Annotated in this window: 16 protein-coding genes; 10 read left to right on the forward strand and 6 right to left on the reverse strand. The window is 63.9% G+C overall.

Features of this window, described 5'->3' with window-relative positions:
* Positions 1 to 360: 360 nt before the first annotated feature.
* Positions 361 to 1,023 (reverse strand): intradiol ring-cleavage dioxygenase, encoded by a 663-nt coding sequence (locus KF708_11260; GenBank protein ID MBX3413258.1) that lies wholly within the window; start codon positions 1,021 to 1,023, stop codon positions 361 to 363.
* A 593-nt stretch (positions 1,024 to 1,616) separates the two neighbouring features.
* Here KF708_11260 and KF708_11265 point away from each other — a divergent pair.
* The 10 genes from KF708_11265 (at position 1,617) to KF708_11310 (ending at position 17,064) form a co-directional block, all read left to right on the forward strand.
* Complete coding sequence (locus tag KF708_11265; protein ID MBX3413259.1) at positions 1,617 to 3,110, forward strand: UDP-N-acetylmuramoyl-L-alanyl-D-glutamate--2,6-diaminopimelate ligase; 1,494 nt, start codon at positions 1,617 to 1,619, stop codon at positions 3,108 to 3,110.
* A gap of 45 nt (positions 3,111 to 3,155) precedes the next feature.
* Entirely contained in the window at positions 3,156 to 4,565 is a 1,410-nt protein-coding gene (locus KF708_11270) for a UDP-N-acetylmuramoyl-tripeptide--D-alanyl-D-alanine ligase (GenBank protein ID MBX3413260.1), read from the forward strand.
* Between the two features lie 356 nt (positions 4,566 to 4,921).
* Positions 4,922 to 6,097: a phospho-N-acetylmuramoyl-pentapeptide-transferase gene (gene mraY, locus KF708_11275; protein MBX3413261.1), complete on the forward strand. Its 1,176-nt coding sequence runs from the start codon at positions 4,922 to 4,924 to the stop codon at positions 6,095 to 6,097.
* A gap of 122 nt (positions 6,098 to 6,219) precedes the next feature.
* The gene (locus KF708_11280; protein MBX3413262.1) at positions 6,220 to 7,356 is read left to right on the forward strand and encodes a UDP-N-acetylglucosamine--N-acetylmuramyl-(pentapeptide) pyrophosphoryl-undecaprenol N-acetylglucosamine transferase; all 1,137 of its coding nucleotides are present in this window, start codon (positions 6,220 to 6,222) and stop codon (positions 7,354 to 7,356) included.
* 261 nt (positions 7,357 to 7,617) lie between these two features.
* Positions 7,618 to 8,391: an SDR family oxidoreductase gene (locus tag KF708_11285; GenBank protein MBX3413263.1), complete on the forward strand. Its 774-nt coding sequence runs from the start codon at positions 7,618 to 7,620 to the stop codon at positions 8,389 to 8,391.
* Positions 8,392 to 8,419: 28 nt separating this feature from the next.
* Positions 8,420 to 9,832, forward strand: a complete 1,413-nt coding sequence (locus KF708_11290; protein MBX3413264.1) for an amidase — start codon at positions 8,420 to 8,422, stop codon at positions 9,830 to 9,832.
* 258 nt (positions 9,833 to 10,090) lie between these two features.
* Positions 10,091 to 11,380, forward strand: coding sequence for an efflux RND transporter periplasmic adaptor subunit (locus KF708_11295; protein ID MBX3413265.1), 1,290 nt, complete (start codon positions 10,091 to 10,093; stop codon positions 11,378 to 11,380).
* 74 nt (positions 11,381 to 11,454) lie between these two features.
* The gene (locus tag KF708_11300; GenBank protein MBX3413266.1) at positions 11,455 to 14,940 is read left to right on the forward strand and encodes an efflux RND transporter permease subunit; all 3,486 of its coding nucleotides are present in this window, start codon (positions 11,455 to 11,457) and stop codon (positions 14,938 to 14,940) included.
* 208 nt (positions 14,941 to 15,148) lie between these two features.
* A complete protein-coding gene (locus tag KF708_11305; GenBank protein ID MBX3413267.1) occupies positions 15,149 to 15,658 on the forward strand; it encodes a hypothetical protein in 510 nt (169 codons plus the stop codon).
* A 92-nt stretch (positions 15,659 to 15,750) separates the two neighbouring features.
* Positions 15,751 to 17,064, forward strand: a complete 1,314-nt coding sequence (locus KF708_11310; protein ID MBX3413268.1) for a hypothetical protein — start codon at positions 15,751 to 15,753, stop codon at positions 17,062 to 17,064.
* A 142-nt stretch (positions 17,065 to 17,206) separates the two neighbouring features.
* Here KF708_11310 and KF708_11315 read toward each other — a convergent pair whose 3' ends face one another.
* The 5 genes from KF708_11315 to gap all read right to left on the reverse strand — a co-directional run bounded on the left by KF708_11315 (position 17,207) and on the right by gap (position 22,462).
* Positions 17,207 to 17,524 (reverse strand): hypothetical protein, encoded by a 318-nt coding sequence (locus KF708_11315; protein MBX3413269.1) that lies wholly within the window; start codon positions 17,522 to 17,524, stop codon positions 17,207 to 17,209.
* A 174-nt stretch (positions 17,525 to 17,698) separates the two neighbouring features.
* Positions 17,699 to 18,571: a hypothetical protein gene (locus KF708_11320; GenBank protein MBX3413270.1), complete on the reverse strand. Its 873-nt coding sequence runs from the start codon at positions 18,569 to 18,571 to the stop codon at positions 17,699 to 17,701.
* Positions 18,572 to 19,007: 436 nt separating this feature from the next.
* Positions 19,008 to 20,438, reverse strand: coding sequence for a hypothetical protein (locus KF708_11325; GenBank protein MBX3413271.1), 1,431 nt, complete (start codon positions 20,436 to 20,438; stop codon positions 19,008 to 19,010).
* A gap of 520 nt (positions 20,439 to 20,958) precedes the next feature.
* Entirely contained in the window at positions 20,959 to 21,147 is a 189-nt protein-coding gene (locus KF708_11330) for a hypothetical protein (protein MBX3413272.1), read from the reverse strand.
* Between the two features lie 295 nt (positions 21,148 to 21,442).
* On the reverse strand, positions 21,443 to 22,462 hold the full coding sequence (gene gap, locus KF708_11335; GenBank protein MBX3413273.1) for a type I glyceraldehyde-3-phosphate dehydrogenase: 1,020 nt from the start codon (positions 22,460 to 22,462) through the stop codon (positions 21,443 to 21,445).
* Positions 22,463 to 22,524: the final 62 nt, after the last annotated feature.

Below are 22,524 nucleotides of genomic sequence, written 5' to 3' on the forward strand. Positions count from 1 at the left end.
GTACCACAATAGGATGGAGTGCGGAAGGCGAGTTTACCGCGATTCGAGTTCAAGTCAATCAAATTCAAGAAGATTCCAAGAATCGACGTAAGTCTTTAATTCACAATACGTTCATGGAATTCATGGGCCGCCATCGTCATTGCTAGCAGATGGCGCTAGCTGACGTCAAGCGCTGCCCCTATTCAGCGCGGTTTCTCCCCCTTGTGGAAGCCGCACGAACGCCACCCCTTCATGGCTTCAAAACGGCGGCTTCACCGGAAACTCACGCTGCCAGAGAGGGCATAAATCTTTGCCCAACGCAGCAAAGTGCCCCCAGAACCGCTGCCAGTGAGCCCCTGACCACTACGCCCTGACCCCTGCTCAGGCCTCGGGCGTGTAACCCAGGACGATATCGAACTTGGCTGCCAACTCCCCCACGCGTGAGTTGGGGAGCGGCGCGAAGTCGACGACGAGCAGCTTGCGCAATTCCGGATCGCGCACCGAGCGGAAGACACCGTCGCGCTCGTTGGCCGTCTCGCCGGCGATGTAGCACTGCGTGGTGTACTTGTCGCGTCCCTTCAGCTTGACGGCGAAGTGGATGTGGGGCGTACGGCCGGGATACGCCACCGGCTTGATCGTGCGGAAGTAATAGTCGCCGGTCGAACCGGTCAGGAACCGGCCAAAGCCCTGGAAATTGCCGTCGCGGCGGTCGTAATTACTGCTGCCGGTGTGCAGGTAGGCGCCGTTGCTGTCGCACTGCCAGATCTCGACCAGGGCGTTGCGAATCGGTTCGCCTTGCTTGTCGAGAATACGCCCACCCAAGTGCGTGATCTCGCCCACGGCGGGGGTGATACCGTCGTTGACGATGATCAAATCGTTATCGGTATCGAGCGGCAACTGCGTGGGGTAGAAGGGCCCTTCCATCTGCTTCGGCGTAGGCGTGAGCTCCTCGGCAAAGGCACCCCGCACGGTGAAAAGTGCCGCCCCAAACGCCGCGCTCGATTGCAGAAACCGACGACGTGACTGAGTGCCGATCGAGAACATGCCTGTGCTCCTCGCCTGATGCAAACTTCCAGTTTCCCTATTTTACTCGTTCGCCAGTTGCCGGTCTGCCACACTTTTTGACTACGGAACGCGACAGAGAATCGACCGGCCGCAAGAAGTTCTATCTGCGTGTATCTGCGTCCGTCTGTGGATTAAACCCTTGCTCAGCCAACGAGTATCGATCCGCAGATGCACGCCGATGAACGCAGATTGTGTCGAGCAATTCAGCCCTTCACGTGCGCCATCCTTCGCAGCGTCGGGCGACTTTGCTGCTTGCCATTTCCGCGCGCAAGGCATTGCTGGCACACGCCTTAAATCCGCCTTGACACCGCTCGTGAAATCGCGACAATCCCGGCCCTCATGCGACTACGTTCGCGAGAGCAAGTGCATGCGTTGCCGCACGTCGTATCCCAGCGACGCGCGAGTAGGCACTTCACCTGGACCGCTCGTTGCGGGCTTGCCAGAGGAGTGATCGTCGCGGCCGACATGGCAGTCGAGCCTGACGAGCACAAAGGCGGCCTTCGTCTCGGCTCATCTCGCTAGCACAGACATTTCCAAAAGCGTGCATCCGCAAGGCAAGGAGGCCTTCGGCGATGCTTGAGCGCACCGACGCAGTACGCCTGCGCGATCTTCTACCGCGCGCCACCTTCCAGGGCGCCCAGGATATCGTCGTGCGCGGTTGCACCGCCGATTCACGCTGCTGCCGCCCGGGCGATCTGTTCGCCGCCCTGGCGGGTACTCGCACCGATGGCCACCGCTTCGTGGCCGAGGCCGAACGACGTGGCGCCACCGCCATCCTGGCCGAGCGCCCCCTGCCCGACTGCTCGCTACCGGTCTGTCTCGTCGACGATTCACGCGAGGCCTTCGGACGGATCTGCCAGGCGCTGGTCGGCGATCCCAGTTCGCGAATGCGGGTCATCGGCATCACCGGCACGAACGGCAAGACGACCACCAGCCTGTTGACGGCCAGCATCCTGGCGGCGGCCGGCTACCAGACGGGCATCATCGGCACGCTCGGTTCCTTCGACGGATTCGATTGGGAACCTACCACGCACACTACGCCCACCGCGCCGCAACTGGCGGCGCGGCTGGCTCATCTCGAGTCGACCGGCTGCACCCACGCGGTGATCGAGGTATCGAGCCACGCGCTCGATCAGCGCCGCTTGGCCGGCGTGCTGCTCGACGCCGTCGCGGTGACGAACGTGCGGCACGATCATCTCGACTATCACGAAACACTCGACGCCTACCGAGCCGCCAAGACACGCATCTTCGACCACATGCGCGGCGAGGGGGTGGCCATCTTCAATGCCGACGATCCGGTCACCGCCGAGATGCTGGCCGTCTTTCATGGACCGGCGCTCTCGGTCGCGATGCACGGCTGCGGCGAGTGGACCGCCCTGCCGCTCGAAGAGTTCTCGAGCGAGCAGACCTTCCTGCTCAGCAGCGACGACACCTCGGTGCCGGTGCGGACGCACCTCATCGGACAACACAACATCTACAACTGCCTGGTCGCCGCGGCGATCGCCGGTTGCTACGGCATCGAGCTACCGACGATCGTGCGTGGACTCGAGGCGGTGACCAGCGTGCCCGGCCGCTTGGAACGCATCGAATGCGGCCAACCGTTCGGCGTGTATGTCGACTATGCCCATACGCCCGATGCGCTCGCCGGCAGTCTCGAGACGTTGCGTCGCGTGGCGCGTGGCCGCGTGATCTGCGTGTTTGGCGCCGGTGGCGATCGAGACCGCGAGAAGCGTCCCCTGATGGGGCGGGCCGCGGAGTTGGGCGCCGACCTGGTGTTCCTGACCAGCGACAACCCGCGCTCGGAGAAGCCGGGCGACATTGCCAGCGAGATTTTGACCGGCTTTCGACGGCCCTTCGATGCTCAGGTCGAGCTCGATCGTGCCACCGCCATCGCCACGGCGCTTCATACGGCGCGCGAAGGCGATTGCGTCCTGATTGCCGGCAAGGGACATGAGACGGGACAGGAGATCGGTGGCAGGACGCTGCCGATCGACGATCGAGAGTTTGCTCGCGCCTGGCTGTACCAGCACTGGACCCCGCAATTCCAGCAGCGTGCCGCGGCCTAGGACGCACCACGACCCCGACGTAGATCGAACGCAAGGATGCGAACGATGGACATGATCACGCTACAGACACTCGGCGAACTCGTCGGCGGCGTCCGGCGCCAGCGCGACGACGCGGCGCCGGCGTCGCCCGATGCACCGCTCGAACGCCTGGTGACCGACAGCTCGCAAATCGACAAAGGTGACATCTACTGGGCTTTGGGCGATCGCCCCTCCAGCGATCCGGCCCGCGCCTGGGAAGCCTATGCCCGCGGCGCGGTGGGTGTCGTGGCGGCCACCGGGGCGACCGATCCCTGCGGCGATGGTTGGCTGCTCGAGGTCGAGGAGCCACGCCGGGCACTGGTCGAGTTCGCCCGCTGGCAGCGGAGCGGCTTTACCGGCACTGTCGTGGCGGTGGCGGGAAGCGTCGGCAAGACGACCACTCGTGACATGATCGACTGCGTGCTCTCGCACCGGCAGCGCGGCCTTGTCGGCGCGGCCGACGCCGCCGATCCCACGTCGCTCGCGCTCGATCTGCTCGCGCTCGACGAGCGTCACGAACATGCGGTGTTTGAACTCAGCGCGGACGAAGGGGGCCACGTCGGCGGGCTTGCCACGTTGTGCGCCCCGCACATCGGCGTGATTACCTCGCTCGATTATCTCGAAGCCACCGAAACGAACGGCGGTCGCCAGGCCCTCGAAGCACAGGTCGAACTGCTGGCGCGCTTGTCGCCCGACGGACTGGCCGTGCTCAATGGCGACGATCCCGGTCTGCGGCGGCTTGCCGCGCGGTCGCGAGCCAAGATCCTGTGGGTCGGGCGCCGGGCCGATGGCGATCTCGTGGCGACGCGTGTCCGCGCGCGGCGCGGCATGCTCTCGTTCGAGGTCGAAGGTTGCGAGATTTCGATTCCCGTCTGGGGGCGCCATCACCTGACGGCCGCCCTGCTGGCGATCGGCGTTGGCCGGGCCATGGGCCTGGCCATGAACGAGATTGCCTCGGCCCTGGCCGAATTCGATCCACCGCCGATGCGTTGCCAGATGCTCGATCGAGCCGGCGTGCGCATCGTGAGCGATGCCTACAACGACAACCCCGTCGCCATGCAGGCGGCACTCGAGTTGCTGCGCGATTGCGATGCCCGCGGACGCCGATTTGTCGTCTGCGGCGATTTGCCCGAGTTGGGCGACAACTCGCCGAAGCAACATCGCCGCCTGGGGGACCAGGTCGTGACGCTGTGCGGCGCGGATGTGCTGGTGGCCTGTGGCCCGCACGCCGCCGAGATCGTGAGCGGAGCGCGTGAGGCGGGCATGCCGTCGACTCGCACCCTCGAGTTCCACGCCGCCGAGGATGCGCTGCCCACGCTGAACGCGAGTCTGCGGCCCGGCGACGTGCTGCTCTGGAAGGGCTCGCGTCGCGAGGCACTAGACCAACTGATCGCGGGATTGGCCCCGGCGCGCAACACGTGGCGACTGGTCGCGTGAGCGCACGGAGAACCCTTCCGAGACGGCACACTGGAAATAACGCACCCACAACGAAACATTGGAGAGCTCCATCGACGGTGCCGCATTTGCGGGAATACGGCACCACCCACCCTCCTGGGTCGAGGCACAAAACTTGTCGACACCAGCGGCTTCTGGGTCAGCCGCGTTGGCAAGCGCTTCTCGATGGAGCTTTTTACTGAGCACCGCGCGTGGCGCAATGCCACGCGCGGTGCCTCAGGGAACACGAAGGCTCGCCCGCTCGGCAACGAGCGCATGAGCCGGGAATACGAAAGCGCACGAACGACGCGTCCCCCCGCGACGCGCCGCGCTTCGCTGAAGAAAGAGACAGACCCAGCATGCTGGCTTGGTTGTACGATGCCTTGCTCGGCGCCGATCACGCGCTGTCTGGTTCGACCCTGCTCGTGTGGCGGGCAGCGGCAGCTTTCCTACTGGCGCTCGTCGTCGTGTTGCTGGCCGGACCACGCACGATCGTCTGGCTGCGAGCGCGCGTGCTCGATCAGAACAACTCTCCCTCCGCGCGCTTGCGCGAGCTGCACGCCGCCAAGAGTCTTACGCCCACCATGGGCGGTCTGCTCGTGCTCGTCGCCATTGCTCTGGCGATGCTGCTGCTCGGCGATCTCACGAACCACTACGTGCAGATTGGCCTGTTGCTGCTGATCGGGATGGGCATCGTCGGCGTGCTCGACGATCTGAAGAAGGTCGTCACCGGGCGGGGCGAATCGCCCCGCGCCAAGTTGATCGGCCAGACGCTGGTCGCGATTCCCGTGGCACTGGCGGTCTATGCCCAGCAAGCGCACGCGGGCGGAAGTCTCGCATGCTTCGTGCCGCTGGTCGGGTCGGTGGGGACGCTGGGCGTCTGGTTCGTGCCGCTGGCCGTGCTGGTGCTCGTCGGCAGTTGCAACTCGGTCAATCTGACCGATGGGCTCGATGGCCTCGCCGCCGGTTGCTTGCTTGCGGCCCTGGCCGTGCTGGCGATCGTGGTAGGCATTTGTGGCGATGTGGAGTGGGCCGCGCACTGGGGCATTCCCGCGATCGCCGGCGCCGGTGAAACGCTCGTCCTCACGGCCGCCGCGATCGGCGGTGTGTTGGGCTTCCTCTGGTTCAATCGTCATCCGGCGCGGATCTTTCTCGGCGATACGGGGTCGTTATCGCTGGGCGCGCTCCTCGGTTATCTGGCCATCGTGTCGAGGCAGGAAGTGTTGGTCGCGATCGTCTGCGGCGTGTTCGTCGTCGAGACGTTGAGCGTGGCGGTGCAGTTGGCCAGTCTCCGCTGGCGAGGCCGGCGAGTGTTCCTGTGCGCCCCGCTGCACCATCATTTTCAGTTTCGCGGCTGGTCGGAGACGCGTGTCGTAGGGCATTTCTGGCTTGCCGCGCTGACCTGCGCGGCGCTGGGGGGAATCGTGTTTTTCGTGTCGGGTATCGCGATCGGTCGTCACGATGAACTACGGACCGCCGCAAAGCTTGCCGAACGCGCGGAGTCGACCTCTCCTTCCTCTTCGATTCGTCAATAACGCCTGCACTTGCGCACGTCTCATGCCCGACGTGCGAACCACGCCGATTCGCCTCGTGTCCTTCCTCGATATCAAGCATCCATTTGACCGGGCGGCAAAGGATCGGGAGTAAGTGAAGTCACATGCCGCAGGATGCGACTCGACATCTCGTTTTCGCGGGGGGGGCCACGGGGGGCCACCTGTTTCCCGGTTTGGCCGTGGCCGAGCAATTGCGCGAGCTGGATGGCCGGCTGCGCATCACGTTTGCCGGCAGCGGCCACGAGTTCGAACGGCGCCACGTCGGGCAGGCCGGATTCGATTATCTGGCGCTCCCCTGCCGCGCGTTGCCGCGCTCGCCGTGGGACGCCGTGCGCTTTCTGGCCGCCAACATGGCGGGCTATCGCGGCGCCGTGCGCTTTCTCCGGCAAGAGCGGGTTGACCTGGTGGTGGGACTCGGAGGCTACGTGAGCGTGCCGATGGGGCGCGCCGCCGCGGCGCGCGACGTCCCGCTCGTGCTGCTCGAACAGAACGTCATTCCAGGACGCGCCACGCGCTATCTTGCCTCGCGGGCAACGCTCATCTGCTCGGCCTTCGAAGAAGCGCGGAACATGCTCCGCGCCTCGTGTCCGGTGCGCGTCACCGGCAATCCCATTCGCCTGGCCATGGGTGCTTCGGCCGCTGCGGCACGCGATCCCCAACGCGCGGCGTCCAGCCGGCGACTGTTGATCCTCGGTGGCAGTCGCGGGGCAAGCCAGCTCAATAAGTTGCTGCCGCCGACGCTCTACAAGCTGGGTCTTGCGCGGCGCGGTTGGAAGATCATTCATCAGTCGGGCGAGGCCGAATGTGCCGCCACGCGCGAGCTGTACGGCAAGTTCGCCATCGAGGCGCGCGTGATCCCCTTCTTGCACGACGTGCGACGTCAACTCGCGCGGACGACTCTCGCCGTGTGCCGCTCGGGCGGAACCACCTTGGCCGAGTTGGCCGTGGCGGGTACGCCGGCCGTGTTCGTGCCCTATCCGGCGGCACGCGATAATCACCAGCGCTCGAACGCCGATCACTTTGCAGCCGTGGGCGCCGGCGAGGTGTTCGATACCCGCGATGTACAGGGCCGCGCCGACGATCAGTTCGCCGCGCTGCTGACGCAACTCGTCGACGATCAAGAACGGCTCAGCGCCATGTCGGCCAACATGCGCTCGCTCGGTCGACCCGATGCCGCCTGGCACGTGGCCAATATGATCCGCGGCATGTTGCGCTCGAAGGTGGCACTGCGAGCGGGCTGAGCAGCCGTCTTACCATCTCTGTCTTCAGCGCAGCACTTCATCGACAAGTGGCACCGGTGGGTGAGCGGTTCAGCTCAACACTGACTGTCCAGTGATCCACACAGGCCGACGGCCTGTGCCATTTTGACATTCAGTGACTTGACGCTCACTGGCCAACATCACTACCGCTGATCCAAAGCTCACCCTTGAGCTGCCATTCGACTTGCACCGGCGAACAGCCTGTGCCACCTTGTTGGTTTCTCAGATGGGGGGAGTTGCACCATGAGCGCTCGTTTTTCCGGCAAGGTGGCGATTGTGACCGGCGGTGGTCAGGGGATCGGTCGCGCGACGTGTCTGCTACTCGCGGAACAAGGAGCGGATGTCGTCGTTGCCGAGCGCGACGAACCGACCGGCAACGACACCGCCGAGACGATTCGCGCCACAGGCGGCCGGGCACTCTTCGTGCGCACCGACGTGGCCGACGAGGCGAGCGTCAAGGCGATGGTCGCTCAGGCGGTCGAGCAGTTCGGGCGCATCGATATTCTGGTGAACAACGCCGCCATCTTCGTCTTGCGCGGCATCGATGCCACACCCGAGGAGTGGCGGCAGATTCTCGACGTCAACGTGATGGGCCCGGCCCTGGTGGCCAAGCACGTCGTGCCAGAGATGCGCAAGCAAGGTGGCGGCGCGATCGTGAATCTTGGCTCGATCAGCAGCTTCATCGCGCAGCCGGAGTTCGTCACCTACAACGCCACGAAGGCCGCCGTGGCCAACATGACGCGCTGCATGGCCATGGACCTGGCACCAGATAACATCCGCGTGAACGCCGCCTGCCCCGGCACCGTGTGGACGCAGATCGTCGAGAGTCGGGCCCGCGAGCAGGGTCTCGATCGCGCGGCGGCCGACAAGCATCCCGACTTCGGCGCGGCCGCGATGATCGAGCGCTGCGCCGAACCGCGCGAGATCGCGCAGGCCATCGCTTTTCTCGCCTCGGACGAGGCCTCGTTCATCACCGGCACCAACCTGATGGTCGACGCCGGCTACACGGCAAAGTGATTTCGCTCGCGGAGATGGAGATATCGTCATGTCGAGCGAATTGTTGTGGATGTCCGCCAGTGAATTAGCCGCACGGATTCGCGCACGACAGGTTTCGCCGGTCGAAGTGGTCGAGGCCGTGCTCGCGCAGTTGGACCGCGTGAATCCGCAGCTCAACGCGGTCGTCACGCGCGTCGATGAAGCGGCGCGGGGCGCGGCGCGCGAGGCGGAAGCCGCCGTCATGCGCGGCGATACGCTCGGTCCACTGCACGGCGTGCCGATCACGGTCAAGGATTTGCACCTGACGGCCGGCATCCGCACGACGTTCGGCTCGCGCTTGTTTGCCGATTTTGTCCCGGCGACCGATACGCCCGCGGTAGCGGGACTCAAGGCGGCCGGCGCCATCGTGCTGGGCAAGACGAACACGTCCGAGTTCGGGCTGACCCCGCTGACGATGAACGCCCTGTTCGGCGATGCCTACAACCCGTGGGATCTCTCGCGCAACACGGGGGGCTCGAGCGGGGGCTCGGCCGCGGCGGTGGCGTGCGGCGTGGGGCCCCTGGCGACGGGGAGCGACGGCGGCGGATCGATTCGCATCCCGGCCAGCTTCTGCGGCGTGTATGGCATCAAGCCGCAGTTGGGGCGAGTGCCCGACCTGCGCCATTTGCGCGGCTGGGAAAGCCTCGCCCATCATGGGCCGATCACGCGCACGGTGCGCGATGCGGCCCTGGCGCTCGACGTCATGGCGGGACAAGACCTGTGCGATCGCTGGTCGTTGCCGAAACCGTCGCGATCGTTTCTCGCCGCCTGCACGGGCGAGGCACGTGGCTTGCGCCTGGCCTGGTGTCCGACGCTCGGCGGCCTGCCGCTCGACGACGAGGTGCGCTCTGCCTGCGACGCGGCGGCGCGGCGCTTCGCGCAGCTCGGCTGCGAGGTGGTGGAACTCGAGCTCGATCTGCCCGACCTGGGGCCCGCCCAGCAGACGATCGTGTTGTGCGAGACGATCGTCGCTTTTTCCGAACGGCTGGCCGAGTGGGAGCAGTTGATCGACCCGCGCTTGCAAAAGATGCCCGCCAAGGCCGCGCGACTGACGGCCGAGGATCTGGTGCGGGCGCAATTTGCGCGCGAGGATTATTGGGAACGGCTGGCCCCCCTCTTTACCCGCTACGATGCGCTGCTCACGCCGACCGCGTCGTTGACGGCGACGGAGAACAATTCGCTGGGTCCCACCGAGATCGACGGCGCGCGCGTGCGGGCACTCTACTGGCTGGGCTTCTGTGTCCCCTTCAATATGACGGGTCAGCCTGCCGCCAGCCTGCCCGTGGGCTTCGATCGCCAGAGCCTGCCGATCGGCCTGCAGGTGGTCGGTCGGCCGCACGATGAATTCACCGTGCTGCGACTCTCGTCGGCCTTTGAAGAGGCTTCTCCCTGGCATGGTCGGCGTCCTCCCCTGGCGGAGTAGCGGACGGTTCTCTCTCTGCCGAACCACTGCTGAGCGAGACGCTCGTGCGCCGCGCGGGGCGTGCCTGCGCCGCGATTGCGCGTTATGCCGATTGTAGCGGACGCAGCGAGCGGACGCGTTCGCCTCGCCGTAGCACCTGTTTCGCGACCTAGATTTGCCCGTGGGCTTTTGGCAACGGTGGCGAAAAAACGTCAACGCCCGTCGTGTTGCCGAGCGCGCCAGGTTCGCGCGCCCCCGCCCAGGTGAGTGAGGAACGAGATGAAACGCCGCTGGTGTGAAGTTGCCTCTGCCGATCGATTTGTGGCGCGCCGCGGGCGCATGGCCTGGGCCGCCGCTGGTGCGTGCCTGCTGCTGTTGCTGGCGGGCTGTCACGAGACCGCCAGCGAACAGGCGAACGATGCGCCGCTGGTCCGCGTGACCACGCCGGTCGAGCGCGATGTGATCGACTACGTCTTCTTTACCGGCCGCACCGAGGCGGTCAGCACGATCGAGATTCGTGCCCGGGTGACGGGTTACCTCGTCTCGGTCGATTTCGTCTCCGGCGGCGAGGTGAAGGCCAAGCAACGGCTGTTCAAGATCGATCCGCGTCCTTACCAGGCGGCGCTCGACCAGGCGAACGGTCAGATCAAGCTCAACGAGGCGCAACTGAAGCTCGCGCAGGCCGACTATGCCCGCGCCTTGGAGATCGCCAAGACTCCCGGAGCCATCAGCCAGCAAGATATCGACACCTATGCGGCCAAAGAGGCGGAAGCCGCCGCGGCGCTCGAGGCCGCCAAGGCGAATGCGGAAGCCGCCGCGCTCAACGTCGAGTTCACCGACGTGATCACCGAGATCGATGGCATCGTCGGTCGCAACCTGCTGACCGACGGCAATCTCGTGTCGCAGGACAACACGTTGCTCACGACGGTCGTCTCGCAGGATCCGATCTACACCTACTTCGACGTCGACGAGAACACGATGTTGCGGATCCGACGCCTGATCGAAGTGGGCGAGCTGAAAGGGGTCGAGCAAGGGGCGCGCGTGCCGGTGCAGATGGCCCTGGCCGACGAAAAAGATCGCTATCCGCACGAAGGCTACATCGACTTCGTGAACAACATGGTGGACGCGAATACGGGCACGTTGCAGGTGCGGGGCGTGTTCCCGAATCCAAAGCCCGCCGAAAACGTGCAGCCCTTCCTGCGGCCGGGCATGTTCGTGCGCGTCCGCGTGCCGCTGGGCGATGCACATCCGGCGCTCCTGCTGCCGCAGATGGCCGTGGCGAGCGATCAGGGGAAGCCCTACCTGCTCGTGGTGAATCAAGAGAACGTCGTCGAGTATCGCCCGATCGAACTCGGCGCCGAAGAACCGGGAGGCTGGCAGGTGGTCATTCCGGTCAAGGTCGTCAAAGAGCCGCAGGGCTTCCGCATGGCGCGCGAAGACGAAACGGGCGAAGACAGCATCAAGGCGGGCGATTCCGTCATCGTCAGCGGCCTGCAACGCGCGCGACCCAACTCCGTCGTCCGCACGAAACCGTATGAGCTCACGCCCGGCGAGATCGCCGAGCGGTAATCGATGGTCCGACGCCGGAGAGACGCCCTGCCGCCGGCGTGACCCTGGGAAACATGAGGTAACCGCGTTCGACCATGACCGAGTTCTTCATCGATCGTCCGATCTTCGCCTGGGTGGTATCGATCGTCATCGTGCTGATCGGCACGGTGTCGGTCTTCACGCTGCCCATCGCGCAGTACCCGAACATCACGCCGCCGACCGTGCAGGTGACGGCCAGCTACCCCGGCGCGAGCGCGCAGGTGGTGGCCGATTCGGTCGCGGCCCCGATCGAGCAGCAGGTCAACGGCGTCGAAGGCATGTTGTACATGTCGTCGCAGTGTACGAACGACGGCGCCTATAACCTGACGGTCACGTTCGATCTCGACACGGATCTCGACATGGCGCAGGTGCTCGTGCAGAACCGCGTCTCGCTGGCGATGCCGCAGTTGCCCGCGCAGGTGCAGATTCAGGGCGTGAGCACGATGAAGAAGTCGCCGAGCATTTTGCTGGCGGTGAACCTCATCTCGCCCGACGGCCGGTACGACGACATCTATCTTAGCAACTACGCCACGATCCAGATCAAGGACGAATTGCTGCGTATCGACGGGGTGGGCGATATCAACTACCTGGGCGAGCGCGATTACAGCATGCGCATCTGGCTCGATCCCGATGCGATGGCCTCGCGCGATATTGCCACGAGCGACATCGTCACGGCGGTGCAGAATCAGAACGTGCAGGTGGCGGCGGGTCAGATCGGCCAGCAGCCCGTGCCCGAGGGACAGGTCTTCCAGTTGCCCATGAATACGCTGGGCCGGCTGGAAACCGAAGAAGAGTTTCGCAACATCATCATCAAGTCGAGCGAAGGGCAGCCCGCGGAAGGATACACCTCGAGCTCGATCGTGCGCGTCGGAGACGTGGGGCGCGTCGAGCTGGGCGCGCAGCAATACGACCAGATCTGCCGGCTCGACGGCCAGCCTTCGGTCGGTCTGGCGATTTTCCAGTTGCCCGGCTCGAACGCCTTGCAGACGGCCGAGGCCATCAAGGCCAAGATGAAGGAGCTGTCGAAGAAGTTCCCGGCGGGTCTCGAGTACAAGATCGTCTACGACACGACGCCGTTCATCCAGGAATCGGTGATGGAGGTGTTCAAGACCCTCCGCGATGCCATCGTCCTGGTGGCGATCGTGGTGCTGCTCTTCTTGCAAGACTGGAAGGCGATGATCCTGCCGATGATCGACGTGCCGGTCTCCTTGATCGGCACGTTCGGCGTGATGGCCCTGATCGGATTCTCGCTCAACAACCTCACGTTGTTCGGCCTGGTGCTGGCGATCGGCATCGTGGTCGACGACGCGATCGTCGTGCTCGAAAACGTCGAACGGCAGATTGCCAACGGGCTCGAACCGCGCGCCGCCACGATCAAGGCGATGAGCGAGATTACCGGCCCGATCATTGCCATCACCCTCGTGCTCAGCTCGGTGTTCATTCCCAGCGCCTTCCTGCCGGGAGTGGTGGGGCAATTCTATCGGCAGTTCGCGCTCACCATCTCGGTGGCGATGATCATTTCGGCCGTGAACGCGATGACGCTGACGCCGTCGCGGGCGGTGTCGATCTTCAAGACCGAGTCGCATGCCGCGGGCGGAAAGGAGATCGAACGCGAGGCGCTCCCCTGGTGGCTCTTCATCCTGCTGGGGGCGATCGCCTCCGTAATGCTCGGACACCGCTTCTTCGACGTGCGGATGGGGTTGATGCAGCCCGACGGCGAGCCGGTGGCCGACGTCACGAAAACCTATGCCTGGGGCGTGCTGGGATTGTACGCCTTGCCCGGGGTCATCGTGGGGGGGCTGTTCGGCTGGTTTTTCATTCATCCGATCAATCGCGTGCTGGGACGTTTCTTCCGCGCGTTCAATCGGGTGTTCGATCGCTTGACCGAGGGTTACAGTCGCACGGTGCGGCGGTTGATTCGCGCCAGCGCGATCGCGCTGGTCGTCTACGGCGGGCTGCTCGGCCTGACGATCTGGGAGATGGGCGCGGCGCCCAAGGGCTTCATTCCCATTCAGGATCAGGGCTACCTGCTCGTCAACGTGCAGTTGCCCGACTCGGCCTCGGTGCAGCGCACGCTCGAGATTATGAACCGCGTGACGAAGATCGCCCTGGGCGATCCAGACGACAAGGAGAACTATCCCGGTCTTCCGGGCGTGGCGCACACGATGGCGGTGTCGGGCCAGTCGATCCTGCTCTCGGCGAACGCCTCGAACTTCGGCTCGGCGTTCATCATTCTGAAGGACTTTCCCGAGCGCACGAACCACGACGAATACGACGCGGTCATCGCGGAGAAGCTGCGCAAGCTCTATGCCGAACAGATCGACGGCGCCGAGATCGACGTGTTCCGCGCGCCGCCGATTCAAGGCCTCGGCACGGCCGGAGGCTTCAAGCTCATGCTCGAGCAGCGGGGCTATGTCGACTTGATGGGACTCGGTCAGGAGGCCGACGAGATCGTCGCCGACGCTTCGACCGATCACCGGCTCGTGGGCACGTTCTCGATGTACCGTGCCGACACGCCGCAACTGTGGATCGACATCGATCGCACGAAGTGCGAGTCGCTCAACGTGGCCACGAACGACGTGTTCAACACGTTCCAGGTCTTCATGGGGGGATACTTCGTCAACTTGTTCAACCGCTTCGGCCGCACGTGGCAGGTGAACTTGATGGCCGATCCCACCTACCGCACCAAGCCCGAGTTCGTCTCGCAGCTCAAGGTGCGCAACAAGTTCCGAGAAATGGTCCCGCTCGGCACGCTCTCGACGATCGATGGCTACGGCGGCCCGGTGATGGTCTGCCGGTACAACATGTATACGGCGGCGCCGATCGTGGGGAACCCCGCCCCGGGCACGAGCTCGGGAGACGTGATGGGCATTTTTGCCAACCTGTCGCAGCGCTTGGGATTCACCTACGAGTGGACCGAAATCATGTTTTTGCAGCAGCAGGCTGGCAACGTCGGTTTCCTCGTCTTCGGCTTGGGCGCGCTGCTCGTGTTCCTCGTGCTCGCCGCCAAGTACGAAAGCTGGAAGCTCCCCCTGTCGGTGATTCTCGTCGTGCCGATGTGCTTGCTCTGCTCGGTGACGGGCATGCTCATCGCCCGGATGCCGGTCGATATCTTCGTGCAGATCGGCTTCCTCGTGCTCGTCGGCATGGCGGCCAAGAACGCCGTGCTCATCGTCGAGTTCGCCAAGCAGTTGATCGACGAAGGGCAAACGCTCGCCGAGGCGACCGTCGAGGCGTGCAAGCTCCGACTGCGGCCGATCATCATGACGTCGTTCGCGTTCATCCTGGGCGTGGTGCCGCTGGTGGTGGGACATGGCGCCGGCGCCGAAATGCGCAACTCGCTCGGTACGGCGGTCTTCTCGGGCATGATCGGCGTGACCTTCTTCGGCATCTTCCTGACGCCGATCTTCTTCTACTCGATCTTGTGGCTCGACCGGCACAAGAAGCAGCCGGCCGAACTGCCGCACACGTTGCCAGCGAACGCCGACCTACTGCCCCCGAGCAGTGACGAAACAGGACCGACCGAGTCTCCCACGGGTTAGCGTAAGTTCACTCGCGTCGAGCCCAGACTTGCAGGGCCTCGAGACGCACGCACCTAGTGTCAAGCCTTCTTCTGCACGGTGGTTTCAGGGTTGACTGCGCGGAGATGACGCTGCCACCCGTGAACGAACCTTTCTCACTCGCTACTCCAATCGTGTCTCCGCGTTTCTACGCGAGCCGAGGCAACTTAGAGCTCAAGGCAGGTGGTTGATGTTTGGAACGCGACCTCACGAATCCGTGCCGAATTACTTTCGTCTGGTGGTCCACGGTAAAGAGTTCGACGTCGATAAGTTTGTCGAGCGGTATCCCCTGCCCAACGTGCAGGTTTGGCACCGTGGCGACAAGACCGATCGTGAGCAACGCGAGACCAGCAACGGATTCGCAATCCCGCTCGGCAGCGGTCCTGAACTACACGTCGACGAACAACAACAAATCGCGATCGATTTCCTTGCTGCTTATACCGCTACGCTAAAGAAAGCGGCGCGCGCTCGAGGGGTTACCCACTGCTATCTGGGGTTGCAGGAAATTGTCTATCCCAATACGGCCGGTTCGATCTTCGACTTGTCTCCGACGCTGCTAAAGCATTCTTTAAACATAGGGCTGCAAGTGACGGTCTGGTCGTGTCTCAGTCCACGACCATTTCGATCTCGTGTCAAGTCAACACCTCGAGTGCGCAAAACCACTCGCGCGAAACCTTCGCCCAAACCCGGCACCCCCTGACAGCCTACGCCACTTTCGAGGATGCGGTACGTCCCGCTACACTCACCGGCAGCTCGGCGACATCCCATTCTTACGTCGACACTTGCCCCCTGATGGCCAAATCGAAGAAATCGCAACTCCGCGTCACCACCGAAGGCAACGAGCTATGCCTGCGCGCGGGACGGGGAAGTTGGGGCGTCGCGGCCTTCATGACGATTTGGATGGCGGGCTGGTCCGCCGGCTGCGTCATGCTGCTCTTCAAGTTCCGCTGGGACATGCCGCTCGAAGATCTGATCTTTCCCATTCCCTTCTTCGTGGGCTGGCTCTTCGGCGCGCTCGTCTGGGCCTCGATGATCTTCGGCAATGAGGTGCTGTGGCTGGGACCCGAGGGCGTGCGCCATCGCTATCGCTGGTGGTTTCTGCCCGTGCAATGGCGCGATCTCCCGCTGCATGAACTGAAAAGCGTCGATTCCTTCTCCGAAGTCGAGGGGTCGGGCAAGAACCGTTCGGTCACGTCGGGCTTGCAGTTCCGCACCTACGGTGCCCCGCTGCGCTTTGGCCAGTCGCTCGATCATGCCGCGCGTGTCGAAGCATCACGCGTCGTCGGGCAACATCTCCGCATGTTGCAGTCGAAGTCCGCCGGCTCGTCGGCACGACGACAAGGGACCTTGCCGCCGGCGGCGGCCGACGGGCTGTTCGCCGCCTCGAGCACGGGTCCGCAAGCGCGGAGCGGCGGGCTGCTCCTGACGGATGAGCCCGGCTCGTTCCAGCGACCCGTCGAGTGTTGCTATCGCCTCGATCGCACGTTCGAGGGAGTCGATTTCGTTTGGCGTGGCAAGTCGATGTTGATCGGCTCCTGCGCCATCCTGGCGCTGAACCTCTTCTGGAACACCATCGTCATCGTCTTCGCGCTGCAGCTCGTGAAGGACTTTCGTCTCGACCACTTCTTTTTCCTGGTACCGTTCGCCGTCATCGGCCTGGCCATGTTCGTCGGCTGGCTGGCCGCGTTGCTGCAGCCCTTCTTCAAGGAACGCTGGCGCTTTACCCGGGCCGAGATCGAGCACCGCTTTACGGTCTGCTGGATCGGCCCGCGCTGGCGCTACAACGTGATTCCCCTCTCGCATCTCGAGCTGCGGCGCGATGAGGACAGCAAGAAGCCCTTTTGGGAGCGAGGCAAGGCGCCGCCCGATGAAAGCGGCGCCTCCGAAGGAGTGGTCGCCCGACGGAGCGCACGCCGGGCGGGCATGACCGGCAAGATGCGCCGGCCGATCAACTTGCAGCCGTCGCAGTTCGGCCGCGACTTCATGCTGGTGCTCGTCGCCGCCGATGGCGAGCCCCTCTGTACGATCAAGCATTTGCATGAAGGCGAAGCGCGGTGGATCGCCGACGTCCTTCGCGGTGAATTCGCCGGCTGGTTCGCACGCTAGGTGCAGCAGGGTCTATTGCTTCGTCAGCCGAACTGTGCGGGCGCAAAGCGTGCCTCCACACCTGCATTGGTGGGCTTTGCCCTATAACGACCACAATAGGTAGACTTTATGGGCTCCATGAAAGGGCGGGCGTTGACTGCGGCTAATTTCGTCGCGACTCATTGGCGATGGCAACTGAGATCCACCGACCCAGCCAGCCAATGCCAGCGGCGATCACGCCGCCGATGCCAACGCGAATTGCCGTGAGGCCGATAAATCTTTCGACATGTGGGCTGAGAACGCCACCAATGAAGTCGTCGTAGGCCCTTTCAGCGGGCTGGAAGACGGTCATGAACATTAGCGACAGGCTCGCCGCGATGACTCCTGCCGAAAGAATAAACTTAAAGCCCCGAGCGGCTATCAGGGACAATCGCCGTCGACGATCTGCGTTCTCCGGCGCCTGATACGGATTCTCGCTCATGCCGGTATACTAGCGGTGTAGCGCGGGGCGGATAAGTGAGGCGTCTCGGAGCCTCGTTTATCGACTGTCAGCCCAAGGCAACTCAGGCGAAATCGGCACCCTTCGGCCAACATTATTCCCGACTTTTCGGGCAGGAAGAGGGGTTTTGGACAAAGCCGTCCCCCGTGCGTCTGCTCAGTACCGCCGGCGCCGGAGAAAGGCTTCCTGAGATTCGACCATGGCCGCGGCGTGTTTCGCCGCACCGTTCGATTCCGCGGCGAAGAGCTCGTCGATCATGCCTTGCGCGTCGCCGGCAAACGATGCCAGACGCATGAGCCACAGAGACCGGAACATGCCGGTCGACTCGAAAAGCGATGGCTCGAAACAGCTCACGACACTCCGCGCGATCTCGGCATTGAGATCGGCATTCGGCGAACTGCGCGAGAGGGATGTCGCAAACGCGGAACGCAGAGCCGCCAGCGTGACGTTCCAGGCCTCGCTGGCCGTCTTGCTTTGTTGGCCGCGCAGCTCCTCGGCGAACTCGCTGGCCCGCGCTGGATGGAAGGCAAACTCCGAGGCATCGGCCGTCACCGAAAGATGCCCGACCAGGAGATCGGTCCAACGTTCGGCCCGGCGCCGCAGCCGGTCGAGCGCGAAGGCTTCCTTCGTGCTGAGTCGATTTTGGTCCACCAGCAGCGACAGCGCCCGAATCCGCACCTCGGTGTGTCCCAGCAGCACGCTCCGGGCGATCGGTTCGGCATCTTGTTGACCGTGCCGACGATCGAACAGCGTGAGCACACCGGCCCACACTCGCGTCAGGACTTCGCCGGCAAGGACCTCCTCGAGCAGGGGCCGCAACGGCGACCTGTCTCCCTGGCGGCGGTGTCCGAGGATCGGTTTCCCACCGGCAACGTCCTTCAGCTCGCGCGACCAACGATCGAGGCGGCATTTCGAGGCGGTCCAGTAACGCTCGATTCCTTCGTCCGGCAGTCGCTCGACATGTTCGATCATCAACGGACCGTGGGCACTAGCCAATGCGGCCAGCTCGACCATCTCGCGTGAGTGCATACTGTTCGCCTGGTTGAAGGAAGCCGAAAACGACAAGCCGGCAGAACGAGCTCCGCCGAACATGGCAAGCGGGGGCAATGCCCTGCGATGGCCCGATCCGCCACCGGCCAGAGAGCAGGGGAAAGAGACCACCCACGAGCAATCGGAGAGCCTGAGGGGACCAAGGCTCTCCGATTGCCGCGGCGATATGCCAGCGTAGGGAAAGCAAACAGGATGCCAGTGGATCGAAGCGGGAGAATCGTTCCCCGTCGCCCCCCACTAAGTCTCAATGGCGGCAAGAGTTGCGAAACCTGTCCCAGGCGACGCGAGTATGCCACGCGCACGCGCTCATGTTGCCGTTTGGCATCGTGCTCGATTGCCAGGCGGTGAAGTCGCCTCACCGCAACACATGCGGCTGGGATTCAATTGCACCCGAAAATCAAGATTGGACACAGCCCTAGGCCGAGCGGCGCCGCGCTGTTTCGTGTGGGGCGGTTCCGTGGCGAGCGGGCTGATGCGGGCCACGCAGCGGATGGGCCTCGTCGCGACCCGGCACGACCATCGGCAGGATCGTCGTCGGTGCTTCCGCGCGGCGGCGGAACAGCCGTGCGAGGGCCGGGGCTACCGCGAGCGATGTCCAGACCAAGGTCATCGGCTCCAGCGGAATGCGAAACCGGGCCGAGGCGATCGTCAGCGTATGAAAGCCCATCACCAGGCCGAAGATGGCCACCGTCGGCCACAGGGTGCGCCACTGCGCGCGAGACGACAGCAAACCCACGAAGGCCAGTACCAGCCACACGATGCTCGACACGCGATACACCACGTGCGAGGCCTTGGGGTTCGTCTCATCGAACAGCAACATGTACCGCAGACGATTCACACAGAGCGCGAGATAGCGCGCGGGCTCGCGCGCGATGAATTCCATGGCTCGCGCCTGGAGCACGCGCGAGCGTTCGGGCTCGCTCAACCCGGCAAATTCGGCGTAGCCCCGCGGCTTGAGCAGCACGTCGTCGATGTAGAGCGTTTCGTGCCGCGCTTCCCAGAGCGCCCGATCGGCGCCGGCAAGCGTGCCGTCATGTTCCTGGCTTATGGCGGCAGCCGACGGCTTGGGAATCTTGTCCGTCCCCCAACTCTGGGCGTTGTTCCCCTGCCAGAAGGCATAGCCGAACGTCGATTTCACAAACACTGGCTCGCCATGCACGAGGTAGTTCCGCACGATCCAGGGCGCGATCACGATGCCCGCGATGGCCGGTATCGCCAGCGCCTGGCAGAAACGGCGGCGGCGGGCATCGCGCGGACGATCGCTCGTCGGCTGTTGCAGGTAGTAAGCCACCATCGCCACCGGAATCGCCAGCACGAGAATCGGCTCGACCAACAGCATCAAGCCCGCCAGCACACCGGCCGTCAACGGAACCCGCCACGCTTCCGCGGCAGGACGCTGCAACGTCATCAACAATAGTCCAGTGAGCAGCAGTGCTCCCCACAGCGCCACCTGCACGTGCGTCACCATGTAGACATGCGGCGGATAAAGGGCGGCGCTCCAGCCGGCGCACCAACCGACCGCGCGCGGCGCGGGCACCAGGCGCCACGCTAGCAGCATCACCAGGTAGACAAGCCACGTGCCGGCCGCACACTGCAAAAGTTGAATCGCCAGAATGGCGGCCTGCGAACCCGCGCCAAAGCAGGCGTACGCGGCGGTGACCAACAGGGGATAGAGGGGCGCCTGTTGCGACGTCGGCCCCGTCTGGCCCAGATAGGTGATCGAGAATCCTCGTCCGGCCAGCAGGTTTTCGGCAATCGCCCCATGTTCGTAGGCCAGCGGGCGCTGGTGCTCGGTGCGAAGGGCGAGGACCAGCCCAAGACGCACCGCCAGTGCCAGCAAAAGCAAAAGGGACAGCCCGAGCTGACTTCGATGGTCTATCAGCCACGTCACAAGCAGACGTGAACGTACGGGAGTGCGCGAACGAACGCTGGTCATTCCCTGACCTCGAACAAGTAGCCTGAATCGCTAGACAACCTCCAAGTCGCTAGCTGGGAGGGGCGGATTCTACCGACTCGCTTTCTCCGCGTCTCCGCCAACTCCGCGCCTCCGCGTGAGCTGCAACGCTTTTCTGAGCGGCGCGCAAAAAACCGGGTGACGCCAGCTCGGCACTCCAAACCCACAGGCCGTGTTGCGTGGCAGGTGGTGGTAATTGGAGTCTGGAGTACCGAACTCGCGTCACCCGGCAAAAAGGCTAGCACCGCTAGCAAGAAATTTTCGTCTCGTCTCCGCAATCGTGCGAGTGAGCGTCGGCAGGGGGTCCGGCGTTCACTCAATTCTTGGCCCGTCGGGCGGTGCGATCGCTCTTGGGGCCAATCTCTTCTCCGCAAGAACCGTCGTTTCAGCTTTGGGACGCCTCACTTTCCCATTACCAGCTCGACAAGATTCTCTCGCGGGTCAGCGGGGCGAAATTCTTCTGCTGGCCTAGCCGCGTCATCATCAGATCGATGTAGCGCTCGACAGACATGGGCTGAGCCGCGTTCTGGCTGGCGCCGTCACGGGTCTCATGGCCGTTTGCGGAAAGTTCGCAGGAGCGTGTCGATCGGATGGGACTCATCGTTGTTTCCTTTCCTTCGCTGGACGCCTCATTCGCGAGAATCATTAAGCAGGGCTCGTGCCAAACGGCACCGTAGGCACCAGAAAAACAAACGCCATACGGCCCGTCACGTATCGCAAGATCTTGCCAATTAGCGATTTAAATAAAGGAGGGGATTTCTCTCCTAGATCGCGCAAGGCCAATAAAAAACGCCGCAGGGCCTTTCATGAGACCCTACGGCGTATCAATTTGAGATGACGTTCCCGGCCTGAGACGTTCGCACGTCCAGTTTGGACGGCTACCGACTCAGCCGGGCTTACAGCTTCGCCACGCGGGCGATCAGATCGACGCTGCGGCAGCTATAGCCCCACTCGTTGTCGTACCAGCTCACCACCTTCACTAGGTTGCCTTCCATCACCTGGGTCCAGTCGGCGGCAAAAATCGAGCTGTGCGAGTTGCCGACGATGTCGCTCGAGACGATCGGGTCGGTGGTGTATTCGAGGATGCCCTTGAGCGCTCCCTCGGCCGCGTCCTTCATGGCCGCGTTGATTTCCTCGGGCGTGACCTTCTTGTTCAGCACGGCGGTCAAGTCGACCACGCTGCCCGTCCCCACCGGGACCCGCATGGCAATGCCGGTGAGCTTCCCCTTCAACTCCGGAATCGCCAGCGCCACGGCCTTGGCGGCGCCGGTCGAGGTGGGAATGATGTTCAGCGCGGCGGCCCGGGCACGATAGAGATCCTTGTGCGGCAGGTCCTGCACGTTTTGATCGTTCGTGTAGGCGTGGACCGTGGTCATCAGGCCCCGTTCGATGCCGAAACTATCGTGCAGCACCTTGGCGATGGGCGCGAGACAGTTCGTCGTGCAACTCGCGTTGCTGATGCACTTCATTTCCTTGGTGAGCTTATCGTCGTTCACGCCCAGCACGCAGGTCAGATCGGCGCCGTCCTTGGCCGGGGCGCTCAACACGACCTTCTTAGCGCCGGCGGCCAGATGGGTGTCGTAGCCCGGCTTGCCCCCTTCGGCGCGGCCGGTGAAGATGCCCGTGCTTTCGAGCACGACGTCGACCTTCAAATCGCCCCAGGGCAACTTGGCCGGATCGCGCTCTTCAAAAACCGCGATCTTCTTGTCGTCGACCGTCAGTCCCTTTTCGTCGTACGACACCGTGCCCTTGTAGCGGCCGTGGTTGCTGTCGTACTTCAGCAACGTGGCGAGGACCTTGTTGTCGGTCAGGTCATTGATGGCGACCACCTCGAACTCATTCGGGCGGGCCATCAGATTGCGGAACACGAGTCTACCGATTCGGCCGAAGCCGTTGATCGCGACGCGAATGGCCATCACAAATCTCCTTCAGACGCGGGGTGTAGCGACACTTTGGCCGGACGCGTGACGTCGCGGCG

The sequence above is a fragment of the Pirellulales bacterium genome (assembly GCA_019636335.1).
In the GTDB taxonomy this organism is placed as follows: domain Bacteria; phylum Planctomycetota; class Planctomycetia; order Pirellulales; family JAEUIK01; genus JAHBXR01.